Annotated in this window: 14 protein-coding genes and 1 pseudogene; 5 read left to right on the forward strand and 10 right to left on the reverse strand. The window is 67.4% G+C overall.

Features of this window, described 5'->3' with window-relative positions:
- Nucleotides 1-86: 86 nt before the first annotated feature.
- Nucleotides 87-1310 (forward strand): non-homologous end-joining DNA ligase, encoded by a 1224-nt coding sequence (gene ligD / locus ACWEQQ_RS07680; protein ID WP_452347637.1) that lies wholly within the window; start codon nt 87-89, stop codon nt 1308-1310.
- 178 nt (nt 1311-1488) lie between these two features.
- Here the strand turns inward: ligD and ACWEQQ_RS07685 are convergent, their stop codons facing one another.
- Nucleotides 1489-2142, reverse strand: a complete 654-nt coding sequence (locus tag ACWEQQ_RS07685) for a hypothetical protein (protein ID WP_452347638.1) — start codon at nt 2140-2142, stop codon at nt 1489-1491.
- Nucleotides 2143-2169: 27 nt separating this feature from the next.
- On the opposite strand from ACWEQQ_RS07685, the gene ACWEQQ_RS07690 reads away from it, so the two are divergent.
- Nucleotides 2170-2721, forward strand: a complete 552-nt coding sequence (locus ACWEQQ_RS07690) for a PadR family transcriptional regulator (RefSeq protein WP_452347639.1) — start codon at nt 2170-2172, stop codon at nt 2719-2721.
- A 132-nt stretch (nt 2722-2853) separates the two neighbouring features.
- Here ACWEQQ_RS07690 and ACWEQQ_RS07695 read toward each other — a convergent pair whose 3' ends face one another.
- The 4 genes from ACWEQQ_RS07695 to ACWEQQ_RS07710 are packed head-to-tail and all read right to left on the reverse strand — an operon-like array spanning nt 2854 to nt 7424.
- On the reverse strand, nt 2854-4299 hold the full coding sequence (locus tag ACWEQQ_RS07695; protein WP_452347640.1) for a hypothetical protein: 1446 nt from the start codon (nt 4297-4299) through the stop codon (nt 2854-2856).
- A gap of 1 nt (nt 4300) precedes the next feature.
- Nucleotides 4301-5389: a phosphotransferase family protein gene (locus tag ACWEQQ_RS07700; RefSeq protein ID WP_452338848.1), complete on the reverse strand. Its 1089-nt coding sequence runs from the start codon at nt 5387-5389 to the stop codon at nt 4301-4303.
- Nucleotides 5386-6135 carry an SDR family oxidoreductase gene (locus tag ACWEQQ_RS07705; protein WP_452347641.1) on the reverse strand — a complete coding sequence of 250 codons (750 nt, stop codon included), beginning with the start codon at nt 6133-6135 and terminating at the stop codon, nt 5386-5388. The genes ACWEQQ_RS07700 and ACWEQQ_RS07705 overlap by 4 nt, the downstream gene beginning before the upstream one ends.
- Before the next feature lie 29 nt (nt 6136-6164).
- On the reverse strand, nt 6165-7424 hold the full coding sequence (locus ACWEQQ_RS07710) for an acyl-CoA dehydrogenase family protein (RefSeq protein WP_452347642.1): 1260 nt from the start codon (nt 7422-7424) through the stop codon (nt 6165-6167).
- Nucleotides 7425-7551: 127 nt separating this feature from the next.
- Between ACWEQQ_RS07710 and ACWEQQ_RS07715 the strand changes: the two genes are divergently transcribed.
- Nucleotides 7552-8736 carry a PucR family transcriptional regulator gene (locus ACWEQQ_RS07715; RefSeq protein WP_452347643.1) on the forward strand — a complete coding sequence of 395 codons (1185 nt, stop codon included), beginning with the start codon at nt 7552-7554 and terminating at the stop codon, nt 8734-8736.
- 12 nt (nt 8737-8748) lie between these two features.
- Here the strand turns inward: ACWEQQ_RS07715 and ACWEQQ_RS07720 are convergent, their stop codons facing one another.
- Complete coding sequence (locus ACWEQQ_RS07720) at nt 8749-9447, reverse strand: TetR family transcriptional regulator (protein ID WP_452338844.1); 699 nt, start codon at nt 9445-9447, stop codon at nt 8749-8751.
- 119 nt (nt 9448-9566) lie between these two features.
- Between ACWEQQ_RS07720 and ACWEQQ_RS07725 the strand changes: the two genes are divergently transcribed.
- The gene (locus tag ACWEQQ_RS07725) at nt 9567-10484 is read left to right on the forward strand and encodes an SDR family NAD(P)-dependent oxidoreductase (RefSeq protein ID WP_452347644.1); all 918 of its coding nucleotides are present in this window, start codon (nt 9567-9569) and stop codon (nt 10482-10484) included.
- A 195-nt stretch (nt 10485-10679) separates the two neighbouring features.
- Nucleotides 10680-11273, forward strand: coding sequence for a TetR/AcrR family transcriptional regulator (locus tag ACWEQQ_RS07730; RefSeq protein WP_452338842.1), 594 nt, complete (start codon nt 10680-10682; stop codon nt 11271-11273).
- A 54-nt stretch (nt 11274-11327) separates the two neighbouring features.
- Here ACWEQQ_RS07730 and ACWEQQ_RS07735 read toward each other — a convergent pair whose 3' ends face one another.
- From ACWEQQ_RS07735 to ACWEQQ_RS07750, 4 genes and pseudogenes are all read right to left on the reverse strand, one after another.
- Nucleotides 11328-12320 carry an NAD(P)H-quinone oxidoreductase gene (locus ACWEQQ_RS07735; RefSeq protein WP_452347645.1) on the reverse strand — a complete coding sequence of 331 codons (993 nt, stop codon included), beginning with the start codon at nt 12318-12320 and terminating at the stop codon, nt 11328-11330.
- 241 nt (nt 12321-12561) lie between these two features.
- A pseudogene (locus tag ACWEQQ_RS07740) lies at nt 12562-13689 on the reverse strand (succinic semialdehyde dehydrogenase); the annotation flags it as partial.
- A 36-nt stretch (nt 13690-13725) separates the two neighbouring features.
- Nucleotides 13726-14679: an alpha/beta hydrolase gene (locus ACWEQQ_RS07745; RefSeq protein WP_452347646.1), complete on the reverse strand. Its 954-nt coding sequence runs from the start codon at nt 14677-14679 to the stop codon at nt 13726-13728.
- Between the two features lie 58 nt (nt 14680-14737).
- Nucleotides 14738-15655: an acetoacetate decarboxylase family protein gene (locus ACWEQQ_RS07750; RefSeq protein ID WP_452347647.1), complete on the reverse strand. Its 918-nt coding sequence runs from the start codon at nt 15653-15655 to the stop codon at nt 14738-14740.
- Nucleotides 15656-15693 lie beyond the last annotated feature (38 nt).

A 15693-nucleotide genomic window follows, 5' to 3' on the forward strand; every position in this document is an offset into this window, starting at 1 on the left:
ATCGCACTTTCTGGAATTGACATTCCATTTTTGTCAGCACTCGATTGGCCTGATAGAGCCAAATTCTTCCATCGAGGGAGATCGTCATGAAGAACCTGCAGGCGCGGTACGGGCCCTATGCCGCGTCGCGCGCAGGCGATCTTGTTCGGACAGCTGATCGGCCGCGTCAGCGCCAGCCACTGACAACCCACATTGGCCTCGCGACACACGATTTCGTGGGTGCGAGGTCGGCTGCTTCGAGGGCTGGGCGAGTGCCTTCGTCGCTGAGAGCACTTGAAAAAGCCTGCCGGTCGGTATTATTCGAGCAGCTGTCAAGACGCAACGTTCGAGTTCGCGAGAGGACCGGCGATGGCAGTGAGACGGAGGTGACCGGGCTGCCGCGGTACGCGCCGATGCTGGCCACGGCCGGCGTGGTTCCCCACGATGACGCGAGATGGAACTACGAAGTCAAGTTCGACGGCATTCGCGCCATCTGCTACGTCAGCGATGGTCTGCGGCTGATGTCCCGCAACGACAAGGACATCACCGCGGCCTGGCCGGAACTCGCCGCGCTCGGGCCCTCGAGCCCCGCCTTCGTCGTGGACGGCGAAATCGTTGCGCTCGCCGAGGACGGACGATCCTCCTTCGAAGCGCTTCAGCCGCGGATGCATCAGCGCAACCCGGCCATGATTCGATCCCTGGCCACTACGACCCCGGCCACCTACATGATCTTCGACCTGCTCCACGTCGGTGATCGCTCGCTGATCGACCTGCCCTACCGGCAGCGGCGGGAATTACTCGAACAACTCGACCTACGCGGACCGCACTGGCAGACACCACCCCGCCTGCAGGGTCCCGGTGCGGCGGTGCTCGACGAATCACGACGCCTGCGGCTGGAAGGCATCGTGTGCAAACGCCTCGACGGTCCCTATCTGCCCGGGCGGCGCAGCCCGCTCTGGATCAAGGTCAAGAATGTCCGTGATCAGGAAGTCGTCATCGTCGGCTGGCGCCCGGGCGCCGGGCAGCGGGCCGGTCACATCGGCTCACTACTGATGGCAGTTCACGACGACACGGGCGAACTCACCTACATCGGTAACGTCGGCACCGGCTTCACTCAGGCAACACTCGACGACCTGAGTGCGAAACTCCAACCGCTGCAACGCAACACGCCTTCCGTCGCGGCTCGCGTGCCCGACGCGGTTTGGGTCGAACCCGAACTGGTCGGCGAGGTGACCTTCACCGGCTGGACCAGCGACGCCCGACTCAGGCATCCATCGTGGCGTGGATTGCGGTTCGACAAGAACCCACTCGAAGTCCGCCGAGAGCCGTAGCGCCGCATGGGCTGTCGGGTTGGAGGCCGCGCGCCGGGGCGAGCCGGTTCTGGTCGCCGATGCCGAGCCGATGACGGTGTTCGGCGTCAGCGTGCAGACCGCCGAGGCCGCGCGGCTGTGGCGCGTGCACCCGGGTGGTGTACCGCCCGGGTGCATGAGCGAAGGGATTGCCGGCGGGCTAGGCGGCGGATGGGTTGGCGCGCTGGGCCGCGGCCTGCGCATGCGCGCTGTAGCGGATGGTGAACACGGCTGGGATCGCGAAGGCCGCGACCTGGACTGCGGTCCGCGGGCCATCGGTGTGTGCCAGCACTGCGAGGGCGATGCACCCGATGGTGAAACTGACGGTCCACGCGGTGGTGATGACGTAATTGACGCGGATGAACTCTGGGTTCGACCACAGTTCCGGCGGCGTCGACTGCTTGGCGATCGGCAGGGTGAACGGCGTGCCGACGAGCATCGAAATACCCGCGACGAGCATCAGGACACCACTGGAAATCGCAGGTGAGTACGGGTGCAGTGGAGTGTTGGGGTCGGTGAACGCGAGGATCGTCAGCGCGATGAAGAACACCGCTGTGCCGATGTCGATGACCATCGCGGTGACATCCCGCCCGGCCCGCAACAGCCGCGCGATCTCGATCAGCGACAGGCACGCGGCGATCAGGGCGGCCCACTGCCAATGGTGTGCCGGCACGACCGCATAGACGATCCAGGGGGCGAAAGTACGCAGGTAGGACATGACTGGCTGGCTCCTCGGAGATGTCACTTCGATATGTTGGATGCGGATAGTCCGGTACCGGAATGTCAGCCAATAGTGATATTCCGGTGCCGACATGTCAAGGCCGCAATATAGACTGGCGGCATGAGCCTCAGACATGCCCTGCTGGGCCTGCTGGCGGACCGACCGGCCAGTGGCTACGACCTGCTGCAGCGGTTCGCCGGATCGCTGGACAGCGTGTGGTCCGCATCGCAGACCCAGGTGTATACGGAGCTGACGAAGCTCGCCGGCGAAGGCTTGATCACGGCCTCCGAAGAGGGTCCACGCCGGCGCAAGGAATACGCGCTCACCCCCGCCGGGGACGCCGAACTCGAGAACTGGCTCGTCGCATCCGAATCGAAGACGCCCGCGCGGAACGAGATGCTGCTGCGGGTGTTCTTCCTGGGCTTCCTCTCCCGGCGCCAGGCTCTGGACCATCTCGCCGGCATCGAGGAGCGATCCCGTGCAGGACAAGACGAATTGGCGGCGATGGAGCGCGCGACCGAATGGACCGGCGACGATTTCTCCGCCAACGGGCGACTGGCCTTGGAGTGGGGGCAGCGCTTCTGGACGATGAACCGAGAATGGGCGCAGTGGGCACAGGAGCAGATCGCCGCACGGCAACCACAGGAGTCCGGGGAAACTCCCATGCAATGACCGTTCGTGTGAACCTGGGCCGTCACGACAGAGCGCCTCATCACGCACAGCCGTCCACGAAACCGTCAGCGCCACAACGTCACAGGTCCAGTGGTCGCCGCTGACACCGATCTCGCGAGACAGCGCAGAGGGTCAGCGTTGTGGCCCCGGGCGCAGGGCTCCCAGCAAGGCGGCGAAGCCGAGTGCGGATCTGGGTTCGTAGGCGGCACGCCACAATCCGCCGTGCAGTGCCTGGTCGCTGAACAGCGCTTCCGGGTGCGGCCGCGGTGTCGGCGGCCGGTGCAGGTCGTGGACCAGCAGGGCGGCCATCAGTACGCGGCAGGTGTCGGGTTCGAACACCTCGACCCGGAAGTGGTGCGCGCCCCCGTAGGCGGCAGCCAGTGCGCGATTCTTGGTGACCGAACGGGTCCACGACGCGGGCGCGACATTGAACGAGACGAGCTGACCGTCGCGTTCCGCGGTGATGCCGCGCCAGCGCTGGAGGCGTTTGGCCAGCGCATAGCTGGGTCCCTGCTGGGGCACGAGAACATCGGCGAGCCCGGTCCCGTCCTCGTGTGTCGTGGCATACGGCGGCCGGAAGAGCGTGCCTCGCGATACCGAGCGGGCCACGCTGTCCAGGTATTTCGGCCACCCGCGTCCACGCCATGCGCTCACCCCGGCGTCCACGACCTCGCGAGGGACGACGAAGGCGTCGGTGGGGGTGGCGAGGTAGGCGAGCGCGGTCCGCGCATCGAGCCCGGACAGATAGGTGGCCAGGAGGTCGGCGGCCATTGTGATACGGACGTGCGCGCCGCGATCGGCGTAGGCGTACATGCCGAGAACCAGTGGCAGCTCATGGCTTTCGGCGGTCAGCCAGGTACTCAGCTCGGGCAGCTCGGTGGCCAGGTCCAAGCCCGGAGTGCCGTCGGGGCGCAGCGGCCACCGGACCGTGCCCGCGCCGCTGCGGGCGGTTTCGCCGATCCGCTGCCACAGATCACGGCCCGCCACATCGACGGCGAGGATGTCGGCACCCCACGCGGACAGCGTGGTCAGCGGGCTGAGCTCGGCCCCGGCGCCCAGCAGCACGATGCTGCGGCCGGGCACCGACAGCCACTGCGGATTGGCCACCACCCGGCCGATGGCCGCGCGGAACGAGGGTTCGGCGACACCCTCGGCAACCCAGCTGTCGAGTTGCCCGAGCAGATCGGCGCCGCTCAGCTGTCGGCCGCGGTAGGGAATCCGTAGCTGCGTCACCGGGCGGTTGCGGCCGGTGACGGTGGCCGTATCGGCTTGCCAGACCGCACCGGTCGCGAGATCCAGGTCGGACAGCGGAATATCCACCGTGCCCTTGCGCCAGACCATGTTTCGTCGGGCCGATGTGAGTCCCCGTGCCGCGACCGCATGCGCGACCTCTGAACTTCCGGCCGAGGCGCTGGTCAGTTCCGCGAGCAACGCGGCGTAGTCGGTGCGCCACGCCCGGTTTCGACGAATCCGCGGCACCAGCTGAGGCGCGGCGGGGTGCGCGGCATCGGCCAGGATCCGGGTCAGGGTCGGGGTGGTGGGGCGTGCGCCGGACGCCTCGGGAAAGTCGACGGTCATGTCACCTGTTCCTGTGAATGATCTTGCGGCAGCGGCGTTCCAGCAGGACGGCAGCGAGCCCGAAGAACCGGAATGCCGGATTGGTGGTCTGCCTGTGGTGGTACCGGAAGTAGATCTGCTGGCAGATGACCGCCAGCCGGAACAGGCCGAAGACCTCGTAGAAGGCCCATTCGCGATCGGTGAGACCGATTCCTGTTCGCCGGCAGTAGTATTCGACGACCTCTCGGCGCGTCAGCATGCCGGGGGTGTGGGTGGGCTGGCGACGGAAGAACTTGAACGCCCGGCCGTCGTCCTGCTGGACCCAGTACGCGAGCGCGCTGCCGAGGTCCATCAGCGGATCCCCGATGGTGGCCATCTCCCAGTCGAGCAGCCCGATGGGCCGGGTCGGATCGGAGTGGTCGAGGACGATGTTGTCGAAACGAAAGTCGTTGTGGATGAGCACGGCCCCGCGATCGGGCGGCTGATCGGCGGCCAGCCATGCCATCACCGATTCGAACGAACCCACATTCCAGGTCCTGGCCCGGCGGTAGCGCTTCGACCAGCCCGCCACCTGGCGGGCGACGTAGCCGGGCCCCTTCGACATCCAGCTCAGCCCCGCCGCCTCGGGATCGATCGTGTGCAGATCGACCAGGACGTCGAGAACGTTCGTACACAGCTTGCCGACTTGCAGCGTGGTGAGCTCCAGGTCCGGGGGGAACTCCTTGCGGGGGATGATGCCGTCGAGCCGTTCCATCAGATAGAAAGGGGCCCCGAGAATTTCGGGGTCCTCGCACAGCGCGACGGTCGACGGCGCGTAGTCGAACACCGGCCCGAGCGCGGTCTGCACGCGGTACTCCCGGGCCATGTCGTGCGCCCCTTCGCCGTGCCGCCCGGCCGGGGGCCGCCGCAGAATGAGGTCGCGGCCCGGGTACTCCAGCAGGTACGTCAGATTCGAAGCGCCACCGGAGAACTGGCGCACCGCGGGGATACCGCTCAGTGTTTCGTCGGCGACCTGAGTACGTAGCCAGGCGGCCAGTGCGTCCACGTCGAAGGCGTCCTCGGACCGCACCTGTCGGGCCTCCGTCCGCGTCGGGCCGGGAGTCGACGTCATGTCAGCTTCCTCACGATCGACAGGGGCAGCACCTTCATGGCCACCGCGAGCGGAACCCACGGCCAGCTCGGGACATACGCAACGGCTCGGCGAGCCTCGATGGCGGCGACCATGGACGCGACACCGGGCACCGTGTCGACCATGAATGTGGTGCGGTCCGCGGCCGCGGCATTGATCTCGGAGCGGATGTATCCCGGCAGAATCAGCGAAATATCCACGCCGGGAATGCGTTCGGAGCGCAGTCCCTCGGCCAGCGCCGCCACCCCGGCCTTGCTGGCCGCATAGACGGTCATCGAGCGCCGCATCCCCCGCACCGCCGAGAACGACGAGATCAGCACCAGATGGCCGCGCTGCTGCGCACGGAAGATCTCCAGCGCGTGTTCGCTCTGCGACAGCGCGCCGACGAAGTTGGTCATCGCCGTGCTGCGGTTGGCTGCGGCGCCGCCGGTCCCCAGCGCCGCGCCCAGACCACTGCCGGCATTGACGATGACCCGATCGATGGTCCCGAACGCCGCGCGGAAGACTCCGAAAGTAGCCCGCACGGCGTCGTCATCGGTGACATCGAGGGCCGCGATCTCGACCCGGATGCCCGGATGGGCCTCGGCGAGTTCATCCTTCAGTGCGGTGAGACGATCGACACGCCTTGCGCACAGCCCGAGGTCGTACCCCCGCGCGGCGAACTGGCGCGCCATCTCCTCGCCCAGACCGGAACTGGCTCCGGTGATGATGATCGTGCCCTTGCTCATGGAATGTGGTCTCGCTTTCTCGGGTTCTCTCACCGGCGCTCGGCGTATTTGGCGAGTTCGACACGTCCGACGAGGTCCAGGTGCACCTCGTCGGGCCCGTCGGCCAGCCGGATCGCCCGCGCGGCCGTCCATGCCGCGGAAAGCGGGAAGTCGTCGGATATGCCTGCGCCGCCGTGGATTTGCACGGCGAAGTCGATGACGTCCTGCGCGACCGCCGGCACATGCGCCTTGATCTGGCTGATCTCACTGAGCGCACCGAACGCGCCGACCGTGTCGAGTTTCCATGCGGCATTGAGCACCAGCAGCCGTGCGGAGTCGATGGCGATGCGCGCCTTGGCGATCCGCTCGCGGTTGCCGCCGAGGTTCGCCAACGGTTTTCCGAATGCGGTGCGATCGAGAGCGCGACGGCAGGCCGCCTCGAGGGCGGACTCGGCGAGTCCGATCAGGCGCATGCAGTGGTGCACGCGGCCGGGACCCAGCCGCCCCTGCGCGATCTCGAAGGCCCGGCCGGGGCCGAGCAGGGTATGGGACGACGGCACACGAACATCGGTGAACGAGACTTCGCCGTGCCCGAAGGGCTCGTCGTATCGGCCCATCGTGGGCAGCATCCGCTCGACGCGGACACCGGGGGTGTCGCGGGGGACGATCACCATGGTGTGCCGGCGGTGCTTGCCGGCGTCCGGATCGGTCAAACCCATGAAGAGAATGACCTCGCAGTCCGGATGGCCGATACCGGTGGTCCACCATTTCCGGCCGTTGAGGACGACCTCGTCTCCGTCGAGCACCGCGGTGGCCGCCATGTTCGTCGCGTCGGAGGACGCGACGCCGGGTTCGGTCATCGCGAACGCCGAGCGAATCCTGCCGTCGAGCAGGGGCTCCAGCCAGCGATCGCGCTGAGCCTGATCCCCGTACTGCAACAGGACTTCCATGTTTCCCGAATCGGGTGCGTTGCAATTGAATACGTGCGGGGCCAGGAACGATCGCCCGGTGACCTCGGCGATCGGCGCGTAGTCGGTGTTGGTCAGGCCCGCACCACCGTCGGTGCCGAATCGTGCGGCGTACTCACCCGCGTGCGCGGCCGGCAGGAACAGATTCCACAGGCCCTCCGAACGGGCCTTGGCCCGCAACTCGGCCGGCATCGGCAATGGCTGCCACGGATCCCCACCCGCGTCGCGCACCGCGGCGAGCTCCCGGTGATACCCGGGCTCGACGGGGAGGATCTCGTCGTCCACGAAACGGCGTACGCGCTCGACAAGATCGGCAGCGCGAGCGCTGGGTGCAAAGTCCATGACTCCTCGACTTCCTGAGGCAAGATGTGCATATGCCATTCTGGTGGGGTCCGAATATCAGTTGAATGGGCATGAGAACCACATTGGGTGTGCATATGCATACGGGTGAGCTGACGAGGAACTCGCGATGGTGAACACAGACCGGCCGGCGGTTCCGCTCGGGCCGGGCCGGAGGGAAACCGCCGCCCGGATAGCGTCGATGATCTCCGCGGCCGACCCGGAACTGCGCCAGATCTCGGCGGACCTCACCCGCCTGTACCGCGACAGCATTCCCGTCTATGACCAGGTCGACCCCGACTCGATCGAGCAGAACACGCGTGCCGTGCTCGAGATCGCGGTCCGTCACCTGCGCACGGATCTGGCGGCGTCGAGTTTCGATGAGCTGGCCGCCCTGGCTCGCGTGTGGGCCGACCAGCAGATCCCGCTCGAACTCGTCGCACACAGCATCCAGATCGGGGCACGCCGGATATTCGCGATCGTCCGTGAGCGCGCGGTCGCCGCCGAGATACCGGCGGCCGAGATCGACGCCATGCAGGACCTCATGTGGGAGTGGGCAACCGCCTCGGCCACCGCGGTGCACATGGTCCTGCAGGACCGCGCCATCGACGGCGCCACCCGGCGCGCGGACTTCCTGCGCCGTCTGGTCGACGGCAGCCTGTCCCCTTCGGCGATCGCCGCCGAGGCCGGGCACCACCGGGTGGATCCGGATCACCGCTACCACGTCGCCTACGTCGCCTGGGATGAGACGAAAGCCGCCTCCGAACTCCTCGCTTACCTGCGCGCACGCGGATCGACATCGAAACTGCCGGTCGTCGACACCGTCATCGACCGCCACCTGGTCGCCCTGCTCCCGCACACACCGGACGACCCGCCCCCGGCGGGGACGGTGGCCCTGGGGCCCTCGGTGCCGCTGACCGAGGCTCCGCTGTCCTATCGCCACGCCCGCCAGGCCCTCGACCTCGCCGCCCGCAACGATCGGACCGGGCTGGTCGATCTGGCGACGCTGGGCCCGCTACCGTTGCTCGCGTATCCCGACGAGGCGGTCGACGTGCTCGCCGCGAAGCACCTCGCGCCGCTGTTGCGTCACAGCGCGGGCGCCGAGGTGGCGGCCACGGTGGAGGCGTACCTCGACTGCGACCGTCGTATCGACGAAACCGCCGCGAAGCTCTACCTCCACCGCAATACCGTCCGAAACCGGTTGCTGCGCTTCGCCGAGATCACCGGCCTGAACCTCGACCGCACCGACGATCTGATCGTGGCCTGGTGGCTGCTCACTTACCGCAGGAACCGCGAATCGGGGATCGGCGCATAACGCCCGGAGTCTTCATTTCGGTTCGCGCGGACGATATTTCGAGCCGTTCGGACGATGCAGAACACCGGTCATCAGTGTCGCCAGGGATTCTTCGAGCGCGGCGCACACATCGATGCGAAGTGCGGCCAGGCCGGGGTCGGCATCGTAGGCCGCCACCGTGCTCGGCGAGGGCCGGGCATGGGCGTACAGCCCTGCGACCATGGCCACGCCCATCAGGCAGATCGTCAACGCCTTGTCGCCGAGTTCCGGCACCACTTGACGGACACGGTCGGCAAGGATGGTGAGGTTCTCGAGGGTGGAGCGCTTGTATCGAACGACAACGTCGACCGACACATTGTGCTCGAGCACGCCCGCCTGCGCGCTCACCAGATCGGAGAACGCGGTGTGGTCCTGCAGCGAACAACTGAGGACAGCCGCGAGCCGATCGATCCGTTCCTCCACCGGCAGGTGCGGATCGATGGCGTCGGGCAATTCGTCCGCCAACTCGGCAAGCCACCGGCGGAATCCCCGATCGAGCAGTTCGAGCAGAATCTCCTCGCGAGATTCGAAGTAGCGCAACACATTCGATTTCGCCAACCCGACGCGGCGGCTGAGCGCGTTGAGGGTCAGATCGGCGACCGGCATGTCATCGAGCATGGCCGCGGCGGTATCCAGAATCGTGCTGCGGCGCACCTCCCGCTGTTCCTGGGTGCGCGCTCTCTGGAATCCCACGCACCGATGGTACCGACCACCGTTTCATTGACTAGAGACCGGCGGTCTCTTACTGTGGGTCCTAACCGGTTAAGAGACCGGTGGTCCTTAATTCGATTGATTCCCGCAGCGGAGGAACCATGGCGCACAAGTGGACCGAGAACGATGTCCCCGAACAGCAGGACCGGCTCGCGGTCGTCACCGGAGCCAATACCGGACTGGGCTTCGAGACCGCCCGCGTGCTGGCGGCGCACGGAGCGTCGGTGGTGCTGGCGGTCCGTGACGTCGAGAAGGGCAAACAGGCCGTTGCCCGGATCGCCGAAATCGTGCCCGGCGCGCGCCTGAGCGTGCTCGCCCTCGACCTGGCCTCGCTCGAATCGGTCCGCGCGGCCGCCGCGGAGCTGCGCGCCGCGCATCCGAGGATCGATCTCCTGATCAACAATGCCGGCCTGATGTACCCGCCTCGGCAGAACACAGCGGACGGATTCGAGCTGCAATTCGGTACCAACCATCTCGGGCACTTCGCCCTGACCGGGCTGGTCCTCGACCTGTTGCTGAAGACCCCGAACTCCCGGGTGGTCACGGTGGCAAGCCTCGCGCATCGCCTCCGCGGCAAGATCCATTTCGACGACCTGCAGTGGGAGCGGTCCTACGACCGGGTCGCCGCCTACGGCCAGTCCAAGCTGGCGAACCTGATGTTCACCTACGAACTGCAGCGCCGACTGACCGCGCACGGCGCCAACACTATTGCGGTCGCCGCGCATCCGGGCGGTTCGAACACGGAACTGATGCGCAACTCCCCGGCCGTCATTCGGTGGCTCGCACCGGCGGTGGCCCCGCTGGTCACACAGAGCCCGGCGAAGGGCGCGCTGCCCACACTGCGTGCCGCCACCGATCCGGGTGTGCTCGGGGGCCAGTACTACGGCCCCGATGGCCTCGGAGAGGTCCGGGGATATCCGCGAGTCGTGGCCTCCAGCAACCGATCTCACGATCTGGCCGCGCAGCGGCGGCTGTGGGCCGTCTCCGAACAGCTGACCGGCGTCACCTTCGAGGTCTGACCGGCGACATCGCGGGTGTGGCGGGCTGGTTCGCGCGCCGTGCTTTCAGGTGCCGGGTGCGGCAGCGCAGTGCGCGAGCCTGCACATCCTGATCGGCGACCAAAGCCAACGTCGGGCTGACATGGACCGCCGGGTATGCGGGCGCGAACGCCAGGATGAGATGTAAGCGCTGTCAACACTTGTTAAATTGGTTCCATGGCAACGTCGAACGCGCCGTATCACCACGGCGATCTGCCCAGCGCGCTGGTGCGCGCGGCTGTGGAACTCCTCGAGGAAGGCGGTGCGGGTGAGCTTTCGCTCCGCGCCGCCGCGCGGCGGGCAGGCGTGTCGACCGCCGCGCCGTACCGCCACTTCGCCGATCGCGATGCCCTGCTGTCCGCCGTCGCCGCCGTGGGTTATCGCGAACTGACCGCGCAACTGGTCGCCGCAGCCGCCGCGCCGGCCACTGCCGCGGACCTCGCCGAGATCGCGGTCGCCTATGTGCGGTTCGCCCTGACGCGGCCCGGGCTCTTCCGGGTGATGTTCTCCGAGCCGTGCGATCCCAGCAGCCCGGAGCGGGTGGCGGCGACCACCGCGATCCACGAGTACGTGAAATCGATTGTGCGGCAGATCTTTCCCACGGCCAGCGAGGAAGACCTGGCGACGGCGCTGTGGGCGTTGGTCCACGGCCTGGCCTTCCTGTACCTGCACGGCAAGTTCGAGGCCGATTCCGTCGAAAGCCGCGTCCGGAGCGCCGTTTTCGCGGCGCTCGACGCGACGGTCACGTCCAGCGAGCCCTCGGGCGCCTGATCCGGGCCGCGGGTGTGCCGAGGCGACCGGGCTCGCCGGCGGGGGAGGGGCGCCTCAGGGCTTGCGCACCTGCAGCAACACCTTGCCCACGGTATCGGCGGAATCCAGTAGCGGGTGCGCTTCGGAGGCATTGTGGATGGGCACCACGGCGGACACGACCGGCGCGATGGTGCCCGCGGAAATCAGCGGCCACAGCCGCCGGCGCACGTCGGAAATGATCTCGGCCTTGGATCCGAGGCCGTATTCGGGACGGCGACGCAGGTTCGTCACGTGAACCGAGGCCCGTTTGCTCAGCATCACACCGAGATTCAGCTCGGCGACCGCCCCATCCTGGAGGCCGATGATCGTGAGGTCGCCGTCGGTGGCCAGGGCGTCCACATTGCGTTGCAGGTACCCGGCGCCCATGATGTCGAGGATCACGTCGGCGCCGCCGTACTCCTCGGTCACGACGGTGACGAAATCCTGATCGCGGTAGTTGATCAGGGTGTTCGCGCCGAGTTCCCGGCAGCGATCCAGCTTGAACTGCGAACCGGCGGTCACCGCGACGCGGGCGCCCAGCGCCCGGCCCACCTGGATCGCGTGCGTGCCGATGCCGCTGCCGCCGCCGTGGACGAGCAGCGTCTGGCCGGCGCGAAGACCGGCGGTCATCACCACATTCGACCACACGGTGGCGGCCGCCTCGGGGAGCGCGGCGGCCGCGGTGAGGCTCACTCCGTCGGGCACGGGCAGCAGCTGCGTGGCGGGGACGTTGACCCGTTCGGCATAGCCGCCGCCGGACAGCAGCGCGCAGACCGCGTCGCCCGGCTTCCAGTCCTGCACGTCGGTGCCGACCTCGGCGACGATGCCGGACACCTCCAGGCCGAGAATGTCGCTGGCCCCCGGCGGCGGCGGGTAGAGGCCGTAGCGCTGCATGATGTCGGCGCGGTTCACTCCCGCGGCCACCACGTCCACTGTCACTTCCCCCGGGCCGGGGGCCGGTAGGTCGTCCACCTGCGACCACTTCATGACCTCCGGACCGCCGTAGCCGTCGAGTGTCACCGCGAACATGTCATCCCCTTTCGGTCACCGTAATGTGTACACCGCTTACATTACTCTCGAAATTAGCGCCGTCAACATTCGAGCCGTGGATCACGATCCGCGTGCGCACCAGCCGTGGCCTGTCCATCACCGCGCGGGCCCGCCCCGCCAGTGGACGATCTCCAGGCCGAACGCTTTGGCGGGTCTTCGGGGCCGAAAAGTGCTGGCCGAGATGTCGATCGACGCCTCGGCCAGCGCCCTTGCGGGGGATTCAGTGGGCTCCAACCCTTTTCAGCACCTTCAGCAGGACCGTCAGCATCGCTGCCCAGGCCCGCTCCGAGACACCGGACGGCGCTGTGAACCCGAGGAGGCGCTGGTGGGCAACCGTTTGCGGCTCCGTGTATTTCAGCAGGCCGTCGGCGCCGTGGCGGCGCCCGAGTCCGGAATCGCCCATGCCGCCCATCGGCGCGTCGACGCTACCCCAGGCGGCTGCGTAGGCGTCGTTGACATTGACGGTGCCGGTGTGGATGCGGGCCGCGACCGCCCGGCCCTTCGCGCCGTCACCACTCCAGACACTGGCATTGAGACCGTAGGCGCTGGCATTGGCCAGCGCGATCGCCTCGTCCACGTCCCGGTAGGGGTAGATCGACACGACCGGGCCGAAGGTCTCGTGGTCGTAGAGTGTCATGTCCGGGGTGACACCGGTCAGGATGGTCGGTTCGTAGAAGAGCGGCCCGAGATCGGGGCGTGCCCGGCCACCGGCGCGCACGGTCGCGCCCTTGGCGATCGCATCCTCGACATGGGCGGTGACCATGTCGAGCTGGGACCGGTTGGTCAGGCACCCGACATCGGTGCTGTAGTCGTAGGCGGCGCCGATCTTCAGCCGCTCGGTCCGGTCGACGAAGGCCGCGACGAATTCATCGTGGACGGCTTCGGCGACATACATGCGTTCGATGGAGACGCACAGCTGCCCCGTCGACGAAAAGCACGCGGCGACAGCGCCTTCCGCGGCGCGGTCGATATCGGCGTCGTCGAGGACGAGCATCGGATTCTTGCCGCCGAGTTCGAGCGAGGCGCCGATCAGTCGTTCCCCGGCGTCGCGGGCGATCTGCCGGCCACTGGCGGTGGACCCGGTGAACATCATGTAGTCGGCGTTGTCCATCAGCGGTGTGCCGATGGAACTGCCCCGGCCGACCACCATCTGCCATACCCCGCGGGGCAGTCCGGCCTCGTGCATCAGATCCAGCGCCCACAGCGCGGTGAGCGCGGTCTGGGTGTCCGGCTTCTGCACGACGGCATTGCCGGCCATGAGCGCCGGGATGGCGTCGCCGGCGCCCATGCTCAGCGGGTAGTTCCACGGTGAGATGACCGCGACGACACCTTTGGGATGCCGCAGCTCCTGGTGGCGTGGTCGATGGTCATAGCGGCTCCGGATTCAGTGCAATGCCGCGCGCAGGGTGTCCTGCGCCAGCTTGATCGCGGCGTTCGCCGCCTGGGTCGAGCGCAGCGCGTTCAGCATCACGAAGTCGTGGATGATGCCGCCGAACCGCACCTGGGTGACCGGCACACCGGCCTCGCGGAGTTTGGCCGCGTAGGCCTCACCCTCGTCGCGCAGCACATCGGCTTCGCCGGTGATCACCAACGCCGGCGGGAGGCCGCGGAGCTGTTCGATCGACGCGCGCAGCGGGGACGCGTGGATCTCGTCGCGCTGGGCGTCGTTCTCGGTGTACTGGTCCCAGAACCACTTCATGCCCTCGCGGGCGAGGAAGTAGTGCTCGGCGAACTGGTGATAGGACGCGGTGTCGAAGTTCGCGTCGGTGACCGGATAGAACAGCACCTGCTGCTGGATCCGCACGTCGCCGCGCTCCTTGGCCATCAGTGTGAGAACGGCGGTCATGTTGCCGCCCACCGAATCTCCGACGGCCGCGAATCGCGAAGCGTCGAGCCCTTTTTCGGCGCCGTGGGCGAACACCCACTGCGCGGCGGCGTAGTTCTGCTCGATCGCGGTCGGATACTTGGCTTCCGGCGACAGGTCGTACTCGGGAAACACCACGGCGGCGTCGGCGCCGACCGCGAGTTCGCGGACCAGCCGATCGTGGGTGTGCGCGTTGCCGAAAACCCAACCGGCGCCGTGGATGTAGAAGACGACCGGCAGCGTGCCGGTCGCGCCCGCGGGTTTGACGATGCGGATCTGCACCGACCCGGTCGGTCCGCCTTCGACGGTGATCCATTCCTCGTCGATCGCCGGCTTGTCGATCGCCCCGGACTGAACCTCGTCCACCGCCTTGCGGCCTTCGGCCGGCGGTAGCTGGAACAGAAACGGCGGGGTGTCGGTGGCCTTCGCGAACTCGACCGCCTCGGCTTCGAGCACCGGCTTGATTTCCGTCATCGCACTCTCCTTCTGGTCTGGTGTTCTCGGGTCCCGGATGTACCGCGTTCCGGGACAGTCAGCGCCGGGCCGGGACCGAGGTCGGGACCGGCATGTGCAGGGCGAGTTGCCCTTCGGTGATCACATCGAGTCGAACGGTCTTGATCGGTGCGAGCGATCGCAGGTCCTCGGACAGGCGGCCGCGGCCCAAGGTCAGATCGACATTGCGGGGCAGGCTCACGCTGCCGGCCGACAGCACATTGGTCTGACTCAGCGTCGAATGCCACGCGCCGGCGATCGAGGTGTACGAGGTGAGCGTCGAAACACGCTCTCCGCTGCGGTATTCGGTCTGGGTGGGCGTGGCGACCGAGAGCGACAGGTCGGTGTTGCCGCTGTCGTCGGCGACGCGTGCCGTGGTGCGGGTGGCGTCGATGTCGACGTCGATGTCGGTGACCCACTTGGGAAATCCGTAGCCGTCGTGCCCGCGGACCTGGGCGATATGGGTGTTCACCGGCAGCGACAGCACATAGGAATCGAGGTGATCGTTGTCGAGTCCGGCGAGGAGGTCGACGAATCCGAGCCGGCCGTGCCGGGCCGGCCGGACGGCGACCCCGACGGCGGCTTCGGTGTAGAAGTCGATGTCGCACACGTCGTATCGGAAGAACATGACCGAGACCAGGCCGATTCCGGGCGCGATCTCCAGCGGCGCCAGCTCCTCCGGCAGGCGGGAACGGATCGCGCGCGACGGGGCCAGCATGGTCAGCCGCGCACTCGACATGCGGTAGTAGAAGTTCGGGGTGAAGGTTTCACCGATCCGCGAGTCGACCTTGACCTTGGGTAGCTGCCGGAAGAAATCCACACTGCTCACCCGGGGATCCCGCGCCACCTCGTCCAGATCGGTGTCCATCCGGAACCGGTCGTACAGACCGCCTCCGGGCACGGTGACCAGGTGGCCACCCAGATCGACCTCGACGGTGCTGAGTTGCGTCGGTGACATCGGTGTACTTCTCTCGCTCGCTTGGTATGTGGGCGGAC

This window comes from Nocardia sp. NPDC004123 (assembly GCF_053603795.1).

Excerpts from the sequence above, each read along its gene's own strand:
- ligD (WP_452347637.1), top strand. The coding sequence starts at position 87 with ATGAAGAACCTGCAGGCGCGGTACGGGCCCTATGCCGCGTCGCGCGCA.
- ACWEQQ_RS07685 (WP_452347638.1), bottom strand. The coding sequence starts at position 2,142 with ATGTCGGCACCGGAATATCACTATTGGCTGACATTCCGGTACCGGACT.
- ACWEQQ_RS07690 (WP_452347639.1), top strand. The coding sequence starts at position 2,170 with ATGAGCCTCAGACATGCCCTGCTGGGCCTGCTGGCGGACCGACCGGCC.
- ACWEQQ_RS07695 (WP_452347640.1), bottom strand. The coding sequence starts at position 4,299 with ATGACCGTCGACTTTCCCGAGGCGTCCGGCGCACGCCCCACCACCCCG.
- ACWEQQ_RS07700 (WP_452338848.1), bottom strand. The coding sequence starts at position 5,389 with ATGACGTCGACTCCCGGCCCGACGCGGACGGAGGCCCGACAGGTGCGG.
- ACWEQQ_RS07705 (WP_452347641.1), bottom strand. The coding sequence starts at position 6,135 with ATGAGCAAGGGCACGATCATCATCACCGGAGCCAGTTCCGGTCTGGGC.
- ACWEQQ_RS07710 (WP_452347642.1), bottom strand. The coding sequence starts at position 7,424 with ATGGACTTTGCACCCAGCGCTCGCGCTGCCGATCTTGTCGAGCGCGTA.
- ACWEQQ_RS07715 (WP_452347643.1), top strand. The coding sequence starts at position 7,552 with ATGGTGAACACAGACCGGCCGGCGGTTCCGCTCGGGCCGGGCCGGAGG.
- ACWEQQ_RS07725 (WP_452347644.1), top strand. The coding sequence starts at position 9,567 with ATGGCGCACAAGTGGACCGAGAACGATGTCCCCGAACAGCAGGACCGG.
- ACWEQQ_RS07730 (WP_452338842.1), top strand. The coding sequence starts at position 10,680 with ATGGCAACGTCGAACGCGCCGTATCACCACGGCGATCTGCCCAGCGCG.
- ACWEQQ_RS07735 (WP_452347645.1), bottom strand. The coding sequence starts at position 12,320 with ATGTTCGCGGTGACACTCGACGGCTACGGCGGTCCGGAGGTCATGAAG.
- ACWEQQ_RS07745 (WP_452347646.1), bottom strand. The coding sequence starts at position 14,679 with ATGACGGAAATCAAGCCGGTGCTCGAAGCCGAGGCGGTCGAGTTCGCG.
- ACWEQQ_RS07750 (WP_452347647.1), bottom strand. The coding sequence starts at position 15,655 with ATGTCACCGACGCAACTCAGCACCGTCGAGGTCGATCTGGGTGGCCAC.